Origin of the sequence: Mesorhizobium marinum (genome assembly GCF_040813675.1) — a bacterium.
Classification (GTDB): Bacteria; Pseudomonadota; Alphaproteobacteria; order Rhizobiales; family Rhizobiaceae; genus Mesorhizobium_K; species Mesorhizobium_K marinum.
In genome coordinates this window covers 211577-229774 of sequence record NZ_JBFOCI010000001.1, presented here as the reverse complement: position 1 = coordinate 229774, position 18198 = coordinate 211577, and the positions used below count along the sequence as shown (strand labels likewise).

The 18198-nt window shown below is 67.0% G+C and carries 15 protein-coding genes; 11 read left to right on the top strand and 4 right to left on the bottom strand.

Annotated features, from left to right (window positions below; genetic code table 11):
- The 7 genes from ABUE31_RS01135 to ABUE31_RS01105 all read left to right on the top strand — a co-directional run.
- On the top strand, positions 1–552 hold a 552-nt coding region (locus tag ABUE31_RS01135; protein WP_367721635.1), incomplete at its 5' end, for an AAA family ATPase.
- A 30-nt stretch (positions 553–582) separates the two neighbouring features.
- Positions 583–1500, top strand: a complete 918-nt coding sequence (locus tag ABUE31_RS01130; protein ID WP_367721634.1) for a DUF58 domain-containing protein — start codon at positions 583–585, stop codon at positions 1498–1500.
- On the top strand, positions 1497–4322 hold the full coding sequence (locus ABUE31_RS01125; RefSeq protein WP_367721633.1) for a DUF4159 domain-containing protein: 2826 nt from the start codon (positions 1497–1499) through the stop codon (positions 4320–4322). The genes ABUE31_RS01130 and ABUE31_RS01125 overlap by 4 nt, the downstream gene beginning before the upstream one ends.
- Positions 4323–6389, top strand: coding sequence for a hypothetical protein (locus tag ABUE31_RS01120; protein ID WP_367721632.1), 2067 nt, complete (start codon positions 4323–4325; stop codon positions 6387–6389).
- Positions 6390–6716: 327 nt separating this feature from the next.
- A complete protein-coding gene (locus tag ABUE31_RS01115) occupies positions 6717–7664 on the top strand; it encodes an AraC family transcriptional regulator (RefSeq protein WP_367721631.1) in 948 nt (315 codons plus the stop codon).
- A 133-nt stretch (positions 7665–7797) separates the two neighbouring features.
- Positions 7798–8148: a hypothetical protein gene (locus ABUE31_RS01110; protein ID WP_367721630.1), complete on the top strand. Its 351-nt coding sequence runs from the start codon at positions 7798–7800 to the stop codon at positions 8146–8148.
- Entirely contained in the window at positions 8145–8666 is a 522-nt protein-coding gene (locus tag ABUE31_RS01105) for a hypothetical protein (RefSeq protein ID WP_367721629.1), read from the top strand. Before ABUE31_RS01110 ends, ABUE31_RS01105 begins: the two co-directional genes overlap by 4 nt.
- Before the next feature lie 20 nt (positions 8667–8686).
- Here ABUE31_RS01105 and ABUE31_RS01100 read toward each other — a convergent pair whose 3' ends face one another.
- The 4 genes from ABUE31_RS01100 to ABUE31_RS01085 all read right to left on the bottom strand — a co-directional run bounded on the left by ABUE31_RS01100 (position 8687) and on the right by ABUE31_RS01085 (position 12443).
- Positions 8687–9292, bottom strand: coding sequence for a carboxymuconolactone decarboxylase family protein (locus ABUE31_RS01100; RefSeq protein WP_367721628.1), 606 nt, complete (start codon positions 9290–9292; stop codon positions 8687–8689).
- 81 nt (positions 9293–9373) lie between these two features.
- Entirely contained in the window at positions 9374–10552 is a 1179-nt protein-coding gene (gene choV / locus ABUE31_RS01095; protein ID WP_367721627.1) for a choline ABC transporter ATP-binding protein, read from the bottom strand.
- Positions 10549–11403 (bottom strand): choline ABC transporter permease subunit, encoded by an 855-nt coding sequence (gene choW / locus ABUE31_RS01090; RefSeq protein ID WP_367721626.1) that lies wholly within the window; start codon positions 11401–11403, stop codon positions 10549–10551. The genes choV and choW overlap by 4 nt, the downstream gene beginning before the upstream one ends.
- Positions 11404–11498: 95 nt before the next feature.
- The gene (locus tag ABUE31_RS01085; protein ID WP_367721625.1) at positions 11499–12443 is read right to left on the bottom strand and encodes a choline ABC transporter substrate-binding protein; all 945 of its coding nucleotides are present in this window, start codon (positions 12441–12443) and stop codon (positions 11499–11501) included.
- A 293-nt stretch (positions 12444–12736) separates the two neighbouring features.
- Here ABUE31_RS01085 and ABUE31_RS01080 point away from each other — a divergent pair, with 293 nt between their 5' ends.
- Genes ABUE31_RS01080 through ABUE31_RS01065 form a run of 4 tightly spaced genes read left to right on the top strand, consistent with a single transcriptional unit; the run spans position 12737 to position 18191 of the window.
- Positions 12737–13825 (top strand): hypothetical protein, encoded by a 1089-nt coding sequence (locus ABUE31_RS01080; protein ID WP_367721624.1) that lies wholly within the window; start codon positions 12737–12739, stop codon positions 13823–13825.
- Between the two features lie 17 nt (positions 13826–13842).
- Positions 13843–14988: a hypothetical protein gene (locus tag ABUE31_RS01075; RefSeq protein ID WP_367721623.1), complete on the top strand. Its 1146-nt coding sequence runs from the start codon at positions 13843–13845 to the stop codon at positions 14986–14988.
- A gap of 6 nt (positions 14989–14994) precedes the next feature.
- The gene (locus ABUE31_RS01070) at positions 14995–16905 is read left to right on the top strand and encodes an AAA family ATPase (RefSeq protein WP_367721622.1); all 1911 of its coding nucleotides are present in this window, start codon (positions 14995–14997) and stop codon (positions 16903–16905) included.
- Positions 16905–18191, top strand: coding sequence for a DUF6638 family protein (locus ABUE31_RS01065; protein ID WP_367721621.1), 1287 nt, complete (start codon positions 16905–16907; stop codon positions 18189–18191). Before ABUE31_RS01070 ends, ABUE31_RS01065 begins: the two co-directional genes overlap by 1 nt.
- Positions 18192–18198 lie beyond the last annotated feature (7 nt).

The window sequence follows — 18198 nt, the reverse complement described above, 5'->3', positions numbered from 1 at the left end:
CCCCCCCCCCACGACCTGCCGTCGCCGTTTCACGTGCTGGCGACGCAGAACCCGCTCGAGCAGGAAGGCACCTATCCGCTTCCGGAGGCGCAGCTCGACCGCTTCTTGATGCAGATCGACATCCTCTATCCGGAGATCGAGGCCGAGCGGCGCATCCTCGTCGAGACGACCGGCGTCGAGGACGTGCGCGCCGAAAACGTGCTGGATCCCGCCCGCCTCAAGGACATCCAGACGCTCATCCGCCGCATGCCGGTTCCCGAGAGCGTCGTCGAGGCGATCCTGAAGCTGGTGCGCTCGGCCCGCCCCGGTCAGGGCAATGCCGAGACCGACCGGATCGTCGCCTGGGGACCGGGACCGCGCGCATCGCAGGCGCTGACGCTCTGCGCCCGCGCCCGCGCCCTCTATGACGGCCGGCTCGCGCCGTCCGTCGACGACATCCATGCGCTCGCCGAACCCGTGCTCCAGCATCGGATGGCGCTCACCTTCGCCGCCCGAGCCGAGGGCGTCACCGTGCGCGACGTGATCGCCGGGCTGGTGAAAGCCCAGGGCTGACCGTGGCGAGCGCCGCAGCGAGGGAGCGTGATGGCGAGCATCGGTGAAATCGTCGCGCCCGTCGCGGCGCGCGACGCGCTGGCCAGGGGGCGGCTGCGCGCCTCGCTCGTCCCGGATCTGCTGGTCGAGGCGCGCCGCATCGTGAACACGGTCATCGGCGGCTGGCATGGCCGGCGCAAGCGCGGCATCGGCGAGAATTTCTGGCAATTCCGGCCCTATGTCGAGGGCGACGCCATGTCGCGCATCGACTGGCGCCGCTCGGCCCGCGACGACCACACCTATGTGCGCGATCGCGAATGGGAGGCGGCCCACACCGTCTGGCTCTGGGCCGACCCCTCGCCGTCGATGCTCTACAAGTCGGCCGGCGCCATGGTTTCCAAGGAATCCCGCGCGCTCGTCCTGGTCCTCGCTCTGGCCGAACTGTTGTCGCGCAGCGGCGAGCGCATCGCCTGGCCGGGGCTGACCGACCCCTTTACCGCGCGCAACGGGGCCGAACGGCTGGCTGCGCGCCTCGCCCATGCCGCCGACCTGCCGGGCCGCCCCGACCTGTCGAACATCAGGCGCTTTTCCGATATCGTGCTCGCCGGAGACTTCCTCGATCCCGCGGATGACGTGATGGCCTGGCTCGACGTTCTGGCGCGCCACGGTGTGCGGGCCCACCTCATCGAGGTGGCGGACCCCGCCGAGGAGGCCTTCCCCTATGCCGGCCGCACCGAGTTCACCGACCCGGAGACCGGCGAGAAGCTGACCGCCGGCCGGGCCGAGACGCTGCGCGACGACTATCGCCACGCCTACGCCGCCCGCCGCGAGGAACTGGCGCGCCGCTGCAAGCGGCTTGGCTGGAGCTACACCGTCAACCACACCGACCGGCTCGCTTCCGAGGCGCTGGTGGGGGTGCACATGGCGATGACGGCCGACGGCGGCTACGCCGCGGGCATGCGCCGATGAGCTGGCTGCCGCTCAGCTTCGGGTTTCCGGCGATCCTCTGGGGCCTGCTCGCACTGCCGGTCATCTGGTGGCTGCTGCGGCTCACCCCGCCGAAACCGCGCATGGAAGTGTTCCCGCCGCTGAAGATCCTGGCGCGCGTCCTGCGCAAGGAGGAAACGCCGCACCAGAGCCCATGGTGGCTGACGCTGCTTCGCCTTCTGATGGCGGCGCTGGTGGTCCTGGCGCTCGCCGAACCTATCTGGAATCCGCGCGAGCGCCTGCCGACCGGCGGCTCGGCGCTGGCGCTGGTCATCGACAACGGGTGGGCCTCGGCTGCCGGCTGGGACCGCAGGGTTGCGACCGCCGAACGCCTGATCGCCGATGCCAGCGCCACCGGCTCGCCGGTCGTGCTTGCCTTCACCGCAGAACAGCCCAACGCCGAGATCGGCCCCTTCGACGCGGCGTCGGCGCTCGACAAGCTCAACGTCGCCGAACCGCGCCCGGTGCCGGTCGACCGCCCTGCCGTCTATGCCCGCGTCGCATCGGCACTCGAGCAATTGCCGGGCGCCTCCGTCGCCGTCCTCGCCGACGGGCTGGCCGCCCCCGGCGACGAGGCCGCCTTCTCCGCCCTGCTGGGGCGTGGCGCGGCCAACCTGTTCTGGGCGGTTCCCGACCGGCTCGACATGGTCGGTCTGACCGCCGCCGACAACGACGTGGCGGGCTTCAGCCTGACTGCCATCCGCCCGCCCGGCGACGGCGCGCCGCGCCAGGTGACAGCCGGCGCCTTCGACGATCGCGGCCGGCGCATCGCCGACGCCGTCATCAGCTTTGGCCCCGGCCAGACCACCGGCAGCGGGCAGATGAACGTTCCCTTCGAGCTGCGCAACGATTTCGCCTCGGTCGTCATCGACGGCGAGGCGCAGGCTGCCGCGGTTCGCCTGCTCGACGAGGGCTCGAAGCGACGTCGGGTCGGCCTCCTGTCGCAGGCCGAGGCCGATCAGGCCCAGCCGCTGCTCTCGCCCCTCTACTACATCACCCGCGCGTTGCAGCCCTTCGCCGATCTCGTCGAGCCTTCCAGCCGCGACCTCGCCGAGGCCATCCCCGAGATCATCGACCGCAATCCGGCGATGATCGTCATGGCCGATGTCGGCACCATCCCCGACGCCGCGCGCACGCAACTGCTGGAATGGGTGCGCGACGGCGGCACCCTGGTGCGCTTCGCGGGATCGCGGCTGGCCGCCGCCGGCAACGACGAGGATCTTCTGCCGGTGCGCCTGCGCCTCGGCGAACGTTCGATGGGCGGCGCGCTGTCATGGACGACGCCGCAACCCGTATCGGACTTCCCGCCAGGCGGCCCCTTCGCCGACCTCGCACCGCCGGCCGAGGTCAGCGTCACGCGCCAGGTGCTCGCCGAGCCGACATCCGACATCGTCGAGCGTACCTGGGCCAGCCTTGCCGACGGCACGCCTCTTGTCACCGGCGCGCGCCGCGAGCGCGGCACCGTCGTGCTGTTCCATGTCACGCCGGAGGCGACGTGGTCGAACCTGCCGATTTCCGGCAGCTTCGTCGAGATGCTCCGCCGCATCGTCCAGCTCTCGCGCAACCAGGGCGCGGCGACGGCCGGCGCCGAGGGCGCGACCGTCTCGCTTGCGCCCTACCGCATGATCGCGGCGGACGGGACTTTGGTGCCGCCGACGCCGGATGCCCGCCCGCTACCCGCCGGCGCCGGCGCGCGCGCTGTCACCCTCGAGAACCCGCCCGGCCTCTACGGCGCCGAGGAAGGCGTCGTCGCCCACAATCTCCTCGAGGCCGACGCCGCCTTCGCGCCGCTGCAGCGGCCGGCGGTGACTGCGCCGGTCACCGAACTGCGATATGCTTTCGACGAATCGCGTGACCTGAAGGGGCCGCTCGTGGCTGCCGCACTCGCGCTCATGCTGCTCGACACGCTTGCCGTCTTCTGGATGGGCGGGCTGCTGTCGCGCCGCCCGCGCGCGCTGAAGCGCACGGCCGGGGCAGCCGCGTCGGCGCTCTTGGTCGCCGCAGCCCTCCTCCTCTCGCCCGACAGCGCCACCGCGCAGGACGCAAAGCCCGGAGACGAAGACGCAATCGCGGCGATCTCCACCACGCGCATCGCCTATGTGATCACCGGCGACGCCGCCGTCGATTCGATCAGCCGCGCCGGCCTCACCGGCCTGTCGCGCTTTCTGGTCGAGAAGACCGCGCTCGAACCCGGCGAGCCGGCCGGCGTCGATATCGCAAGCGACGAACTGTCGTTCTATCCCATCATCTACTGGCCGGTCGACGCCAATGCCGAAATGCCCAGCGAGGAGGCCATTGCCCGCGTGGACGCCTACATGCAGGCGGGCGGAACAGTTCTCTTTGACACCCGCGACCAGTATTCGACCGGCATCGACGCCGGCTCCGCCAGCCCGGCGACCCAACGGCTGCGCGACATCCTGGCCAGCCTCAACGTACCGCCGCTCGAGCCGGTGCCTGCCGACCACGTGCTGACAAAATCCTTCTTCATCCTTCCGGAGTTTCCGGGCCGCTTCAACGGCAGCCCGCTCTGGGTCGAGGCCTCGCTCTATGCGGAGAACATCGAGAACCGGCCGGTGCGCACCGGCGACGGCGTCAGCCCGATCATGATCACCGCCAACGATTTCGCCGGCGCGTGGGCGATCGACGCGTCGGGCAACCCGATGCTGCCGACCGTGCCCTCCGATCCGATGCAGCGCATCTACGCCTTGCGCTCCGGCGTCAACATCATGATGTACATGCTGACCGGCAACTACAAATCCGACCAGGTGCACGTGCCGATCCTGCTCGAGAGGCTCGGACAGTAGATGAACTGGTCGCTCGCCTTCGAACCGCTTCTGTCGTGGGAATGGCTGGCCGTCATCCTCGTGCCTATCGCCCTGCTCGCGCTGGCCGGCCTTGTGTTCCGCCAGCGCGGCGCGTGGCTTCGCGTCACGGCGCTTGCCGCGCTCGCCGCCGCACTGATCAACCCGGTCCTGCTGGACGAGGAGCGTGAACCGCTGAAGAGCGTCGTCGCCCTCATCGTCGACCGAAGCCAGAGCCAGGACATCGCAGACCGCCAGGCGGAGACCGATGCCGCGCTGGCCGGTCTGCAGCAGCGCCTAGCCCGGTTCCCCCAGTTCGAAGTCCGCGTGGTCGAGGCCGGACGCGCCGACGCCGCGGACGACCGGACCCAGACCCGCCTGTTCGGCGCCCTCGACACGGCGTTTCGCGACGTGCCGCCCTCGCGGGTGGCCGGCGCGGTGATGATCACCGACGGCCAGGTTCACGACGTCCCCGCCGGCGCCGAGCCGTTCCAGGCGCCGCTTCACGCGCTGATTACCGGCGACGAAGGCGAGCGCGACCGCCGCATCCGCTTCGAAAATGCGCCGCGCTTCGGCCTCGTCGACAAGCCGCTGCAGATGACCTACCGGGTGATTGCCAGCGACGGCCGGCAGGGACCGGTCGAGGTTCGCGTCTCGATCAACGGCGAACCGGTCTCCACCGAGCGCGCGGCGATCGGCCAGCCGATGCTTCTCGACATCGTCGTTCCCAATGCCGGCCGCAACATCGTCGAGCTGTCGATCCCGGACGAGGACGGCGAGATCACCGACACCAACAACCGCGCGATCGCCATCGTCGACGGCATCCGCGAGAACCTGCGCGTCCTGCTCGTCTCCGGCGAGCCGCATGCCGGCGAACGCACCTGGCGCAACCTCCTGAAGTCCGACGCCTCGGTCGACCTCGTTCACTTCACCATCCTGCGCCCGCCGGAGAAGCAGGACGGCACGCCGATCAACGAGCTGTCGCTCATCGCCTTCCCGACGCGCGAGCTGTTCGTCGAGAAGATCGACGATTTCGACCTCATCATCTTCGACCGCTATCAGCACCGCGACGTGCTGCCGATCCTCTACTACGACTACATCGCCGAATATGTCGAAAAGGGCGGCGCCCTGCTGATCGCCGCCGGCCCCGAATATGCCGGCGAGCAGTCGATCGCCCGCACCCCGCTGATGTCGGCCCTGCCGGCCATGCCCTCCGGCCTTGTCGTCGAGCAGGCCTTCTATCCCCGCCTCACCGATCTCGGCCAGCGCCACCCGGTCACACGCGGCCTCGACGGGTCGGCCAGCGAGCCGCCGCACTGGAGCCGCTGGTTCCGCCTCGTCGGCATCGACCGCCCGGAGGGCGAGGTCGTCATGAAGGGGCCGGAGGACCGTCCGCTCCTGCTGCTCGACCGCAAGGGCGAAGGCCGTGTGGGCATGCTGCTGTCAGACCAGGGCTGGCTATGGGCGCGCGGATTCGAGGGGGGCGGGCCGCATGTCCAGCTCTACCGCCGCATGGCGCACTGGCTGATGAAGGAGCCCGAACTCGAAGAGGAACGCCTTGTCGCCAGCGGGCGCGGCATGACGCTCGACGTCGTCCGGCAGACCATGTCGGACGATCCCGGTCCGGCGACGGTCATATCGCCGTCGGGCAAGGTCCTCTCCCTGCCGCTTGCATCCTCGCAGCCGGGCGTCTTCACCGGCTCCGCTGAGGTCGGCGAGATCGGCCTCTACCAGGTCGGCAACGGCGACCTGTCGGCGCTCGCCCATGTCGGGCCGGTCAACGCGCCGGAATTCGCCGACACGATATCGACCGGCGAGGTGCTGCGGCCGGTTACCGAGGCGTCGGGAGGATCGGTGCGGCGCATCGCGTCCCTCACGGGCGTGTCGCTGCCCGGCATCGTTCCCGTGCGCTCGTCCGCCAACGCCGCCGGAAGCGACTGGATCGGTCTCCGGACCACCGACGACAGCGTCTTGAAGTCGGTCAGCCGCGTGCCGCTCTTCGGCGGCTTCTTCGGTCTCGGCCTGCTTCTCCTGGCGCTCGGCTCGATGTGGTACCGCGAGGGACGCTGAGCTTCCCGCCGACGCCGGGCGGCCCAGCCGGAAATCCCGCAAAGACACGCCGGCCGTCTACAGTTCCTGCAACTTCGGCAAGCAGGGCTAGTCGGGTTGTTGCGCGTCGCCGGCGGAATTCACTTGTGCCAGCATCATTTTGGCCGCGCCCGAAATCGCCGCAGAGGTTACAGAGCAAATCCCGCCGCGTCATCGACAGGAAACGCACCGCGGCGAATGTGCGGCCCAAATGAGGGACAGCCAGATGATTTTCGTCGCCGGCGGCATGCCGACACAAAGCGCAGGACGTGAAACCGACGCCGGCCGCGCCGCACCGGGAAGCCGGCCATGCTGACGCTGTCCAACCATGACGTGCCGCCGCCCGAGCAGCTTTCCTATCTGCACGATTTCGTCGCCCGCAGCGTGGCCGGACTGCAGTTCACGCCGATCGAAAAGACCCGCTTCGCCTTCGAACTCGTTTGCCGTGGCCTCGTCGGCGACACCGTCGTCGGTTCGGCCCGCTATTCTGCGACGCGCATCGAGCGTACCCGCGAACTGACGGCGGACGGCCGGCAGAACTACATGCTGACCCTGCACGACGCGGACTACGAGGTGTCGATCACGGGCGGCCGGCGCGTCGGCGTTTCGAAAGGCGACATCATGATCGTCAACGAAAGTCTGCGCCAGTCCTTCAACCTCCCGGAAACCCGGCTGACCGCAGTCGTCCTGGACAGGCGACAGATGGCCGAGCTCGCTCCGGCGATCGGCAGCCGGCCGTTCCACCACATTCCGGCGGCGGCGCCCGGCGCGGCGCTCATCGCGGGATATGCCAGGCTGCTGCTCGACGGCATCGCGCTGGACGATGCCGGCGCGCGTCTGGCCGCAAGCCAGCTTCACCAACTCGCCGCGCTCGCGATCGATGGCCGCGACGACCCCCTGCCGATCGACCTGCCCGGCGTCGGCGGGGCGCGGCTGGCGCTGATCAGGACAGACGTTGCGCGCCACCTCGACGACCACGAGCTCGACATCGCTTCCGTCGCCCGTCGCCACGGCGTCACGCCACGTTACGTGCAGCGCCTGTTCGAGCGCGCCGGAACGACGTTCGGCGAGTTCCTGCGCAACGCCAGGCTGGATGCCGCGCACGCGGCGCTCGCGGCGCGCAACGCCGCGACGATCGCGACGATCGCCTTCGACTGCGGCTTCGGCGACCTGTCCCACTTCAACAGGACATTCCGCCAGCGTTTCGGCAGGACACCGCGCGACGTCAGGGCGGCCGCGCTTCGCCGCATGAACTAGCGCCGACGCGGTTCGTCCGCACCCGCATCCGTTCGCGCGACGCCAAGACCAGGGTTCCCCGTCATCGTAGACCCGCCGGCACACCAGCGCCCGCTTCCCGCGGCCGCAGGACAATCCGGACAGAGGAAATACGATGAGAATAATCGCAGTGCTGTTCTGCGGCGTCCTCGCCGCATGCAGTCAGACCGGTGGCAACGAGGTCGCGTCGAGAACGAAGGCCAAGCCCGCCGCCGGAACGGAATCGAAACAGGCGACCAGCCGGTCGGCGACGGCGCGATGCCAGGACGCCGTTGCGCAGGCGCGGCGCGGCGCAACCAACGCCGCAATGCTCGGCGGCGCGCTGTCCATGGTCGGCGGTCTCGGCGGCTTCGGCGGGCGCGGCGGCGCCATCGCCGCGCAGGCCGTCTCGGTCGGAGGATCGGTCGTACAGGCCAAGGCCGAAGCCGACACGCAGGGCGTTATCGAGCGGGAGTGCCTGTCGTGAGGAAGCATGGTCTCTTCCGCCGCTCGCTGATCGCCGCGATATCCGGCATCGGCCTGGCGCTCGGGCTGAACCTGCCCGCCAGGAGTTTTACACCGGACGACGCCGGACGTGTCACCGCGCTGCTGGTCGAGCTGCTGCCCGAGTTCGGTCCGTTCGCCTACGATGAGGAAGAGGCCGACCGCATCTTCGACGAGGACGCCGTCACGGACGGCCGCATCATGGCTGCCGGCTTCACCCGCGAAACCTGGAGGCGCGCGCTTGGCCAGGCCTTCCGCGGGTTCCTGGCGACAATCCCCGCGAACGTCATTTCCGAGCGTTTCACCCGTTCGCTCGAGAGCCTGGACGGCGCGTCCCACCTGAGCGGGGAGCAGAAGGCCGAACTGCGCGCCCTGATGGAGGAGCATGTCGCCGGGATCGAACTGATGCGCGCCGAGGGCGCCGCCTATGCCGACATGGTCAGGCCCTATGCGGCGCAGTTCGAGGCGGCCTTCGACACCGGTCTCGAGCACGAGGACTGAGAAGCCGGAGCATCCGCTTCCTACCGGTGGCTCCAGTCGCCGGCATCGGCCGAATTGTTCGGCGACAGGCCGAGGATGTCGCCGTCGGTGGTGATGCCGAGGCCGAGCACGGTGCGGTTGGCGTAGGCGAAGTAGGCGACGACCTGATTGATCTCGAGGATCTGTCCGTCGTCGAAGCCGGCGCCGCGCAGCGCCTGCACGTCGCCGGGGCCGACCTCGGAGGGGCTGCGCGTCAGCTTGACCGCATAGCGCAGCCCGGCCTGCTCGCGCGCCTCGAACGCGCCATCGAAGGCCCCACCTTCGATGGCGGCACGCATCGTGGCGGCCCGGGCCGGGTCGCCGAGCAGCCGCGCCAGCCCGGCGAAATGGTGCTCGACGCAGTAGGCGCAGCGGTTGATGTGGCTGACCAGTACGCCGAGCGCCTCCAGGAACCACTTCGGCACGGTGTTGGCGGAGTGGTGCAGCACGTATTTGTACAACGTCATGTGGCCGTCCATGGTGTGCGGCCTCAGGCTGTGCGCCATCATGATGTTGTCGACGTTGTTGTCCGGCCCCTTGATGCGGTCGTAGAGCTGCCGCAGCCGCCCCGTCGACTCGTCATAGGCAATCGTGTTGATCCAGGTCATTGGGCATCCGTTTGGAGAATGTGCGAAAAGCCTGCGGCGGGCCTCGTGCGCCGCCGCCGCGTGCCGTTGGAAGTCGATCGTCTACCTTCGCAGCACCGCGCTCAGCACGTCCCTGACGCCGATCGAGCCGACGAAGCGCGACTGGTCGTCGAACAGCGCAACGGGCGCCGTCTGCGAACGGTGCATGGCCAGCATCACGGTCTTCAGCGAGGTTCCCGGGCGCGCCCAGAAGATGTGCGGCTCGGAGACCTGGATGCCGTCGATGTCGTCGCACGACGTCCACACGCAGGGCTTGCCGTCACGTTCGGCGGCCACCACCAGCCCCTGCTCATCGAGCTTGAAGCGCGATGTCTGTCGCCGGTCGAGCCAGAGCCAGCCGTCGCCGGCCGGCTCGAGGTCGCGGCGGTCGCGCATCACGTTCCAGGCAGTCAGCACCGACAACGGATTCACGTTGGCGATGAAGTCGCGCACGTAGTCGTTGGCTGGCCTGAGCACGATGTCTTCCGGCGCGCCCGACTGGACGATGCGCCCGCCCTCCATGATGGTGATGCGGTTGCCGATCTTCAGCGCCTCCTCCAGGTCGTGGCTGACGAAGACGATGGTCTTCTTCAACTCGGTCTGGAGTTGCAGCAGTTCGTCCTGCAGCTTGGTACGGATCAGCGGGTCGAGCGCGGAAAACGGTTCGTCCATCAGCAGGATGGGCGCCTCGGTGGCGAAGGCGCGGGCCAGGCCGACGCGCTGCTGCATGCCGCCAGAGAGTTCGTGGGCGTATTTGCCGGCCCACTGGTCGAGATTGACCAGCTTGAGCTGCCTGGCGACGCGCTCGCGGCGCTCCGCCTCGGGAACGCCGGCCAGTTCGAGCCCGAAGCCGACATTCTGCTCGACCGTGCGCCAGGGCAGCAGCGCGAACTGCTGGAACACCATGGCGACGCATTCCCGGCGGATCTTGCGCAGCTCGGTCGGCGAGCAGGTGACGACGTCGGCCGACCAGCCGTTGTCGTGCACGATCACCTCGCCGCGGGTCACCTTGTTGAGCCCGTTGACGGCGCGCAGCAGGGTCGACTTGCCCGACCCCGACAGGCCCATGAGGACGGAGATCTCGCCTTCCTCAACAGCGAGGTTGGCGCCCGCGCAACCCAGCACGTTGCCGGTCTTCGCCAGGATCTCGGCGCGGTCGGCGCCGGCGTCCAGCATCGCGAGCGCCTCGCGCGTGTCATCGCCGAAGATGATGTCGACGTTACGGAATTCGACGGCGTTCATCGGGCGCCTCCGACCTGCACACGCGACATCCGGTCAAGGATGATCGCGAGGACGACGATAGCCAGCCCTGCCTCGAGCCCGAGCGGGATGTTGACCGAGTTCAGCGCGCGCACCACCGGCTTGCCGAGCCCGTTGGCGCCGATCAGCGCCGCGATGACCACCATCGACAGGCACAGCATGATGCACTGCGTGAGGCCCGCCATGATCGTCGGCAGCGCAGCCGGCAGTTCGACCTTCCAGAGCAACTGCCGCTTGGTCGCGCCGAACGCCTCGCCCGCCTCCAGCATCGGCGTCGGCACCGACTTGATGCCGAGATAGGTGAGCCGAATCGGCGCCGGCGCGGCGAAGATCACGGTGACGATGAGGCCCGGCGCGATGCCGAGGCCGAACAGGATCAGCACCGGGATCAGGTAGACGAAGGTGGGCATCGTCTGCATCAGGTCGAGCACGGGGTTGAGCCACGCCCAGGCGCGCGGGCTGTGCGCCGCCCAGATGCCGATCGGCACGCCGATCGCCATCGATGCGGCGGCCGCCCCGACCACCAGAACGATCGTCTCGATCGTCTCCTTCCAGAGACCCTGGTTGACGATGAACAGCAGCCCGAGCGCGACGCCGAGCGCGAGCTTCCAGCTTCTCTGCAGCCACCATGCGAGCGCGGCGATAACTGCCACCAGCACGACCGGCGGGAACCACAGGAGGAAATCGATCAGGCCGTCGAGCACGAAGGTGACGCCGTCGGCGATGGAATCGAAGAACCACTCGAAGTTGGTCGTCAGGAAGTCGAAAAATGCCTTTCCCCACGACCCTATGGGTATCTTGGCGCTTCTGATGAGTTCGCTGATCGGATCCAAGTCGCCCCTCCCTCAATCTTGCTTGCCCACGAAAAGGGCGGCCGTCCTGCCAGAACGGCCGCCCCAACCGTCAGTGCGTCAAAGGCATCCGCGGATCACATCCCCAGCGCGGACTTCACGGCGGCCGCGGCGTCGCCGCCGTCGAACGTCGTGACGCCCTCAAGCCACGGCGCGACGGCGTCCGGGTTGGCCTTCAGCCAGTCGGTGGCGGCGGCCGGCGCGTCCTTACCGTCGTTGAGGATGGCGCCCATGATCTCGTTTTCCATCTTCAGCGAGAAGACGAGGTTGGAGATGAACTTGCCCACGTTCGGGCATTCGCCGACATAGCCCGCACGCACGTTGGTATGCACGGTGGCGCCGCCGTAGTCCGGGCCGAACACATCGTCGCCACCCGAGAGATAGGCCATGTCGATGTTGGCGTTCATCGGGTGCGGCTCCCAGCCGAGGAAGACCACGTCCTCCTTCGAGCCGGCTGCCTTCTGCACCGCCGCCAGCATGCCGGCCTCCGAGCTTTCCACCAGCTCGAAGCCGCCGAGGTCGAACTGGTTGGCCGCGATCATGTCGAGGATCAGGCGGTTGCCGTCGTTGCCGGCCTCGATGCCGTAGATCTTGCCGCCGAGCTTGTCCTTGAACTTGGCGATATCCGCGAAATCCTTGAGGCCCTCGTCGAACGTGTATTTCGGCACCGCGAGCGTGTACTTCGCGCCCTCGAGGTTGACCTTGATCGATTCCACCGACTTGTCGTCCAGGTATGGCTTGATGTCGGCTTCCATGGTCGGCATCCAGTTGCCGAGGAAGACGTCGATGTCCTTGGACGACAGCGAGGTGTAGGTGACCGGAACGGACAGAACCTGCGTATCAGGCGCATAGCCGAGCGCCTCTAGGATCACCGATGCCGTCGCCGTCGTTGCGGTGATGTCGGTCCAGCCTACATCGGCGAACTTGACCGACTTGCAGCTGTCCGGATCGGCCGCCAGCGCGCCGGTCGACAGCATCGCCGTCAGGCCGAGGGCCGCGGCCAAGGACATTTTTCGCGACATATGTCTTTCTCCCATTTGTTGTTGCTTGCGTCCTTGACCCGAATTTTTTGCGTGCAATTGCCGCTTCGAGCCCGTTTGCGCCAGCCAAACACCATTTTCATGCCGATTCAAGCGTCATGACGCGGCGTCGCGCGGCGAATCGTAATCCTTCTGCGACATCGTCGTGCGCAGCGGCCGGATCGATCCCGCAACGGCGGACCGGAATCGTTCCGCAACCGTCCTTCTCGCCTTTCCATCGTTATCCAGCACCCATATATTCCGGGCCGCGTCACGCTAAGCCGGGAGATACGAGGATGGCGACACTGCAGAACTTCGATGCCGAAATTGCCAAGACGAAAAAGGTCGTGGAAGACATGCGCTCGAAGATCGAGCAGTCCGGCACCGTGCTCGACAAGCTCGCCCGGACCGACGACAAGATCGGCGCATCCGACTTCGACATCGAGAACGCCCGCATCGAGGACGTGCTGAGGCAGCAGAAGGTGATGGAAGGCAACATCGCCGACCTCATCATCGGCCTCGAGGACGCCACCAACGTCTTCGGCGCCGAGTTCGAGAACATGAAGAGCTTCACCGGCTGGGAAACCTTCATCGGCATCTTCTCCCCCGAGTCCAAGCAGCGCATGCGCACAGAGCGCGTCCGCAACATGTCGCTGTCCGGCAATCTGCAGGAACTGCTGTCCAAGTCCGACACCATCGTCGGCATCCTCACCGCCCAGAAGCAGATTCTGGAACAGCGCTATTCCACATCCGAGTCCAGCCTCTCGCAGGTGATCGAGCGCCGCAAGGCCACGATCGAGACCCTGACCGGGGTGCAGAAGCGCATCGAGGAACTGAACCCGATGCTGCTCGACATCGAGAACAGGATTTCAGCCTCGACCAGCCAGACCGACCGAACCCAGCTTGAGGGCGAGCGCTCAAAGATGGCTACCGAGTACAACGAGATGCAGGCCAAGGAGCAGGAACTGCTGGCCGAGAGCCAGACGCTCGAGCGCTACACCTCGATGTTCCAGACCTTCGTGGATTCGCTCAACAACCAGATCGCCGCGCAGAACACGCTGATCAACAAGCTGACCATCGACACCGAGCAGCGCATCGTCCTCTACAAGGCCCTGGAAGACAGCTTGAAGACCGCCGCCCAGCAGGAGGTCGCCCACAAGATCAACACGCTTGGATCCAAGGTCGACAACACCGCCGAGGAGACGATGGCCGGCATCGGCGCCGCTGCGCAGAAGCATATCGGCGACCTGCTCGAGATGCATGAGAAGAACATGGTCTCGACCGCCGACATCCAGCGCCGCAAGAAGCTCGCCGACGAGGCGTTCGCACGCCGCTTCGAAGAGGTGATGCGCAAGCACAACGCGTCCGACTACGTGCAGGCGTGACGGGCTAGATAACTCGCATGGCCAACGACACCGACGCCGCGTCGCTCTACTTCTCGGCGATCTCCGCGGCGCTTCGCGGCCTCGAAATCTTCATGCGCGACGATCGCTCGCCGCTCTACCGACACGGCATCGTCGCCAAGGTGGTGGCCGAATACATCGTGCGGCTGGAAACGTCCTTCTCCTGCTGGCGAAACCGGCTGGGTTTCGTCGACTCGTTCCGCATATCGAGGGCCGAGAGCGGGTTTCCCGTCTTCCAGAACCTGCTCGAACTCGAGAACGACCGCCGGCAGGCCGAGCAGCGGCTGGCCGGTATTCCCGCAGCCGACGAACTGCGCGCCGAGATGGCGGACTTCATCCTGCGCCACAAGGACTTTCCCGCCGCCCTGCAGAAGTCGATGGCCGAGCGCCTCTATCTGGAGGACGTCAAGGACGGCGACATCTTTGGCCCCTTCACTTTGGCGCAGACCGTCCGGGTCTCCGTCAACCCGAAGACCGGCAGGCCCTTCTACCTGGTGCACTGGGCAAGCTTCGACGGCACCGCCAACCTGCCGCTGATCTACATGGTCACCGTCGAGGATTCGTCCGAGGCGATGGTCAGCCAGCTCGTCGATCGCAACGGCAAGCTCAACGAGAAGGTCGAGATTCCCCTGCCCGTCGAGGGCCTGCTCAATCCCGAGCTTGCCCATCGCTTCGACGATTTCACCGAGAAGAACTCGGCCTACACGCTGTCGCCGGCGACGATCGCCGGCAATCTCGACAAGGATTTCGCGACGCTCCATCCCAAGCAGCTGAGGCGCGTGGTGCTCGGCCCCTTCTACTCGGCCGGCATCACCGAGCACAATTCGGTCGTCTCCGACGTCTTGTCCAAGGTGCGCAAGGCGGAGAGCGCCTGGCTGCTCACCTGGACGGTGCAGGAGGTCTACTCCAAGGCCGAAAAGCCCGGCCGCAAGGGCCTGTTCTCCAGCGAGCAGCCGGCGGAGGAGTTCTACATCGACACCGACGACCTCGAGGCCGCGCGCCAGGGCGTCTCGAGCTACGAGAAGCACGCGCTGATCCCGCACGAGGCCTACCAGGCGCTCTACGCGGCGGGCGAGGCGCAGAAGATCTTTTCCGGCTACAAGGTGCATATCCTGTCGAAGGGACAGGTGATCTCGGATGTGTGAGGAACAATGGACACCGGCCTGACCACCATCCCCGAAGCCGACATCGAGAAGCATCGCGGCACCGCGCAGTCGATGATCACGCGCGTCGTCGTTCTGGAGGATACCTCCGGCCAGTCCGCGACGCCGCTTGCCGGCACCGGGCGCCGCTTCGTCTCGACCGTTTCGACCGGCTCTGTCCGCAGGACGCGCGAGGTCGAGCTGGCGAAGACCGTCGCCGCGGTCCGACCCGACGACCAGCTCATGACGATCCCGCAGCACACGCTGCTCTATCGGGCGCGGCGCGGCATCGCCATCGCGCTTGCCGTCTCCGACGTCTTTGCGCGCGCCGGCGAACTGGAGAGCCTGCAGGCGAAGAACGCCCGCGCGCCCCTCGATGGCGACGACGCGGCCCGCTTCCGCAAGCTGCTGTCGGCATCGGCCTATGTCTCGGCCTTCGCTTTCGCCTCCTATCTGCTCCAGTTGATCGACGATGACGGCGAGGCGCCCAACGACGTCAGGGAACCCGACTTCCTGTTCGATACGCCGCAGGACGCGTTGAAATCGATGGTCGCCGGCCTGGACGGCGCGCTGTCAGGCGCCAAGGCCGATACCGAGCTTGCGCTGCGCGCCCGCACCTTCGCCCGCGTCGCGGTCGATGGCCTGCTCGCGCGAAAAGGCCGCTTCGACGGTCTGGGCGCCTTCGAGGATGCGCATATCCGCATCGATGCCGACGACTTCACGCTCGACGGCTTCGACGTCGCGCCGGGCAAGCGCTCGAAACCGCTGGAGATGACCTTCAAGAAGCCGGAAGAGGTCGTCGGCAACCACATCGCCAAATACCAGTCGGTCAAGCTCGCCAAGATGCTGATGGCCTACGACTTCGACCGCCAGATGAACCCCTTCGTCGAGCTTGGCGGCTTCCTGTTCACCTTCATCGGCGACGGCGCGCCCGGCACCGGCAAGACGACGCTGATCCAGATGATCGCCGGGCTGGTCAACGGCTACTGCCAGGTGGCGGGCTATCCCTTCCACTACGAGAATTTCGGCGTCGACCAGATCTCGTCCTACCAGGGCAAGTCGGGCCAGAACTGCCGCGCCTTCATCGACAACGTGCTGAACCCGCGCGCCATCGGCTTCGGCACCATCGACGACATCGACCAGGTGGCGGCGAAACGCTCGGACGACCGCGCCTCGGCCGGCCAGCACGAGATCACCGGCGTGCTGATGAGCGCCTTCTCCGGCGCAATGACCGTCATCCGCGGCAATTCCACCTTCGGCATGTTCTCCAACTATCCGGAAAACGTCGACGATGCGCTGCGGCAGCGTGCCGGCGCCCGCTGGCTGGTCGACGGCCCGCAGACGCGCGACGACTACATCGACATCTTCGTGCTGCTCGCCGGCAAGAACCACCGGATCGAGCTCGGCGATCACCAGCTCTACGCCGCGCAGGAGATCCAGCGTGCCGTCGACACCGCCTATGAAAGCCATGCGAAGCCACATGAAGACGGCCTGATGAACGTCTACGAGCGCTTCATGAAGGAAAACGGCCAGCCGAAGACCCTGGCCGACGTCGGCACATACCTGCATATGATCAAGGAGGCGGAGCCGCGCTTCACCGGCCGCGCCATCAAGAACGTCACCGACGCTATCAAGATGCGCGCCATGGACATCGAGCTTCCCGACGACTGGTTCGAAAAGCCAGAGACCTTCATGCACAAGGGCTACGACGAGAAGAAGGCGATGGTCGAGGAGCTGCGCGGACCCTTCGACATGGCGATGGTGATGCAGGAGATCAACCGCTACGCCGACTCAGAATTCCGCTACTCCGACCGCGCCGACGACGCCGCGGTGGAAAAGCTGCTCCGCGACCAGCGCCTGCGCGAACGCGCCGCCCGCGAGATGGAAGAACTGAAGGCGAAAGGGCTTTGGAAGGCCTGATGAACCTCCTGCGCGACAACGAGCTGATCTACGGCCGCCTGCTGCCGATCGAGGAGCCGCATCTGATCGAGCGCTACAACAAGGCGCTCGTCGCCTTCGGCCTCAAGCCCACGGCGCTGAAATCCTTCGAGATCGACCGCACCGGCTTCTCCCCGCAGGTGGCCGAGGAGCTCGGCGACTACCAGTATCTCGATCCCAACGAGGTCAATCGCCGTTTCATCATCCTGACGCCGTCGCAGATCGACCTCCCGGTCGTCCACACCGCCTTCTCCAACACCTCGCAGCTCGTCTACGAGTTCATGACGAAGAACCAGCGCGCCATCGACGCGCTGACGATCAAGGACGTCATCTACGGCGAGATCGAGGATTCCGTCTCCAAGGTCGAGGACATCGAGGACCTGCTCTCCATCAGCCAGGTCGAGTTCCGCGTTCTCTCGGCGGAGGACGTGCTCGGCAAGGCGGCCGAGCTCGGCCGCCTCGTCGACCGTCTGAAGCAGGAGCCCGACGCCTGGCGCGACGACCGCATGCTCAACCGCATGGTCGAGCTCGCGAAGGTCACCGGCGACATCCGCGAGAACGCGCTGGTCCCCGACCAGGTGATCTTCCGCCACAACGCCTTCTGGACCAGCCATTTCGGCGGCCTCTACGTGTTCGTCGACCCGGACATGACAACGGTGATCTCCGACCCGTCGGCGCCGGGCTTCCGCCGCTCGCGGCCATGGCAGGTCAGCTACCTGTCGATCCGCGACGCCGACCGCGTCTTTCGCTTCCTCGCCTCGACCGGTCGCATCGAGCTGCCGCGCGCCTCGTGGCTGGAGACGTCGGGCTATCTCGAACATCGCGCCGAGATGGTGATCCGGAGCCTCATCCGCGACAGCGAGCCGAATCGCGATCTCACTCGGGTCGACAAGGTCTGGCTGCAGACCTGGATACACGCCAATGCCGGGCTGATCGCCAGCGAAGGCACGTTCCCCTTCCTCAACGCCGCAAAGCGCGAAATCGCCCAGTACGGCCAACTCAGGCTCGAGGAGGTGTTCCCGTTGCACCGCTTCCTCGTCGTGCGCGCCAAGCCCGACCATCCCGACGCCTGGCTGACCAACCGGCTGATCTCGGATTTCGTGCCGTCCGACTTCGTGTCGCGCTACATCTTCAACAAGCAGGGTTTCTACAAGGACTACGAGGATTGGTCCGAACCCTGGCGCGCCCATGTTGTCGATACGCTGAAAACCACATATCTGAAGGACAAGGCGGGTTATCGCGCCCACCTCTACGGGTTGCTTGACTAGCCCGCCC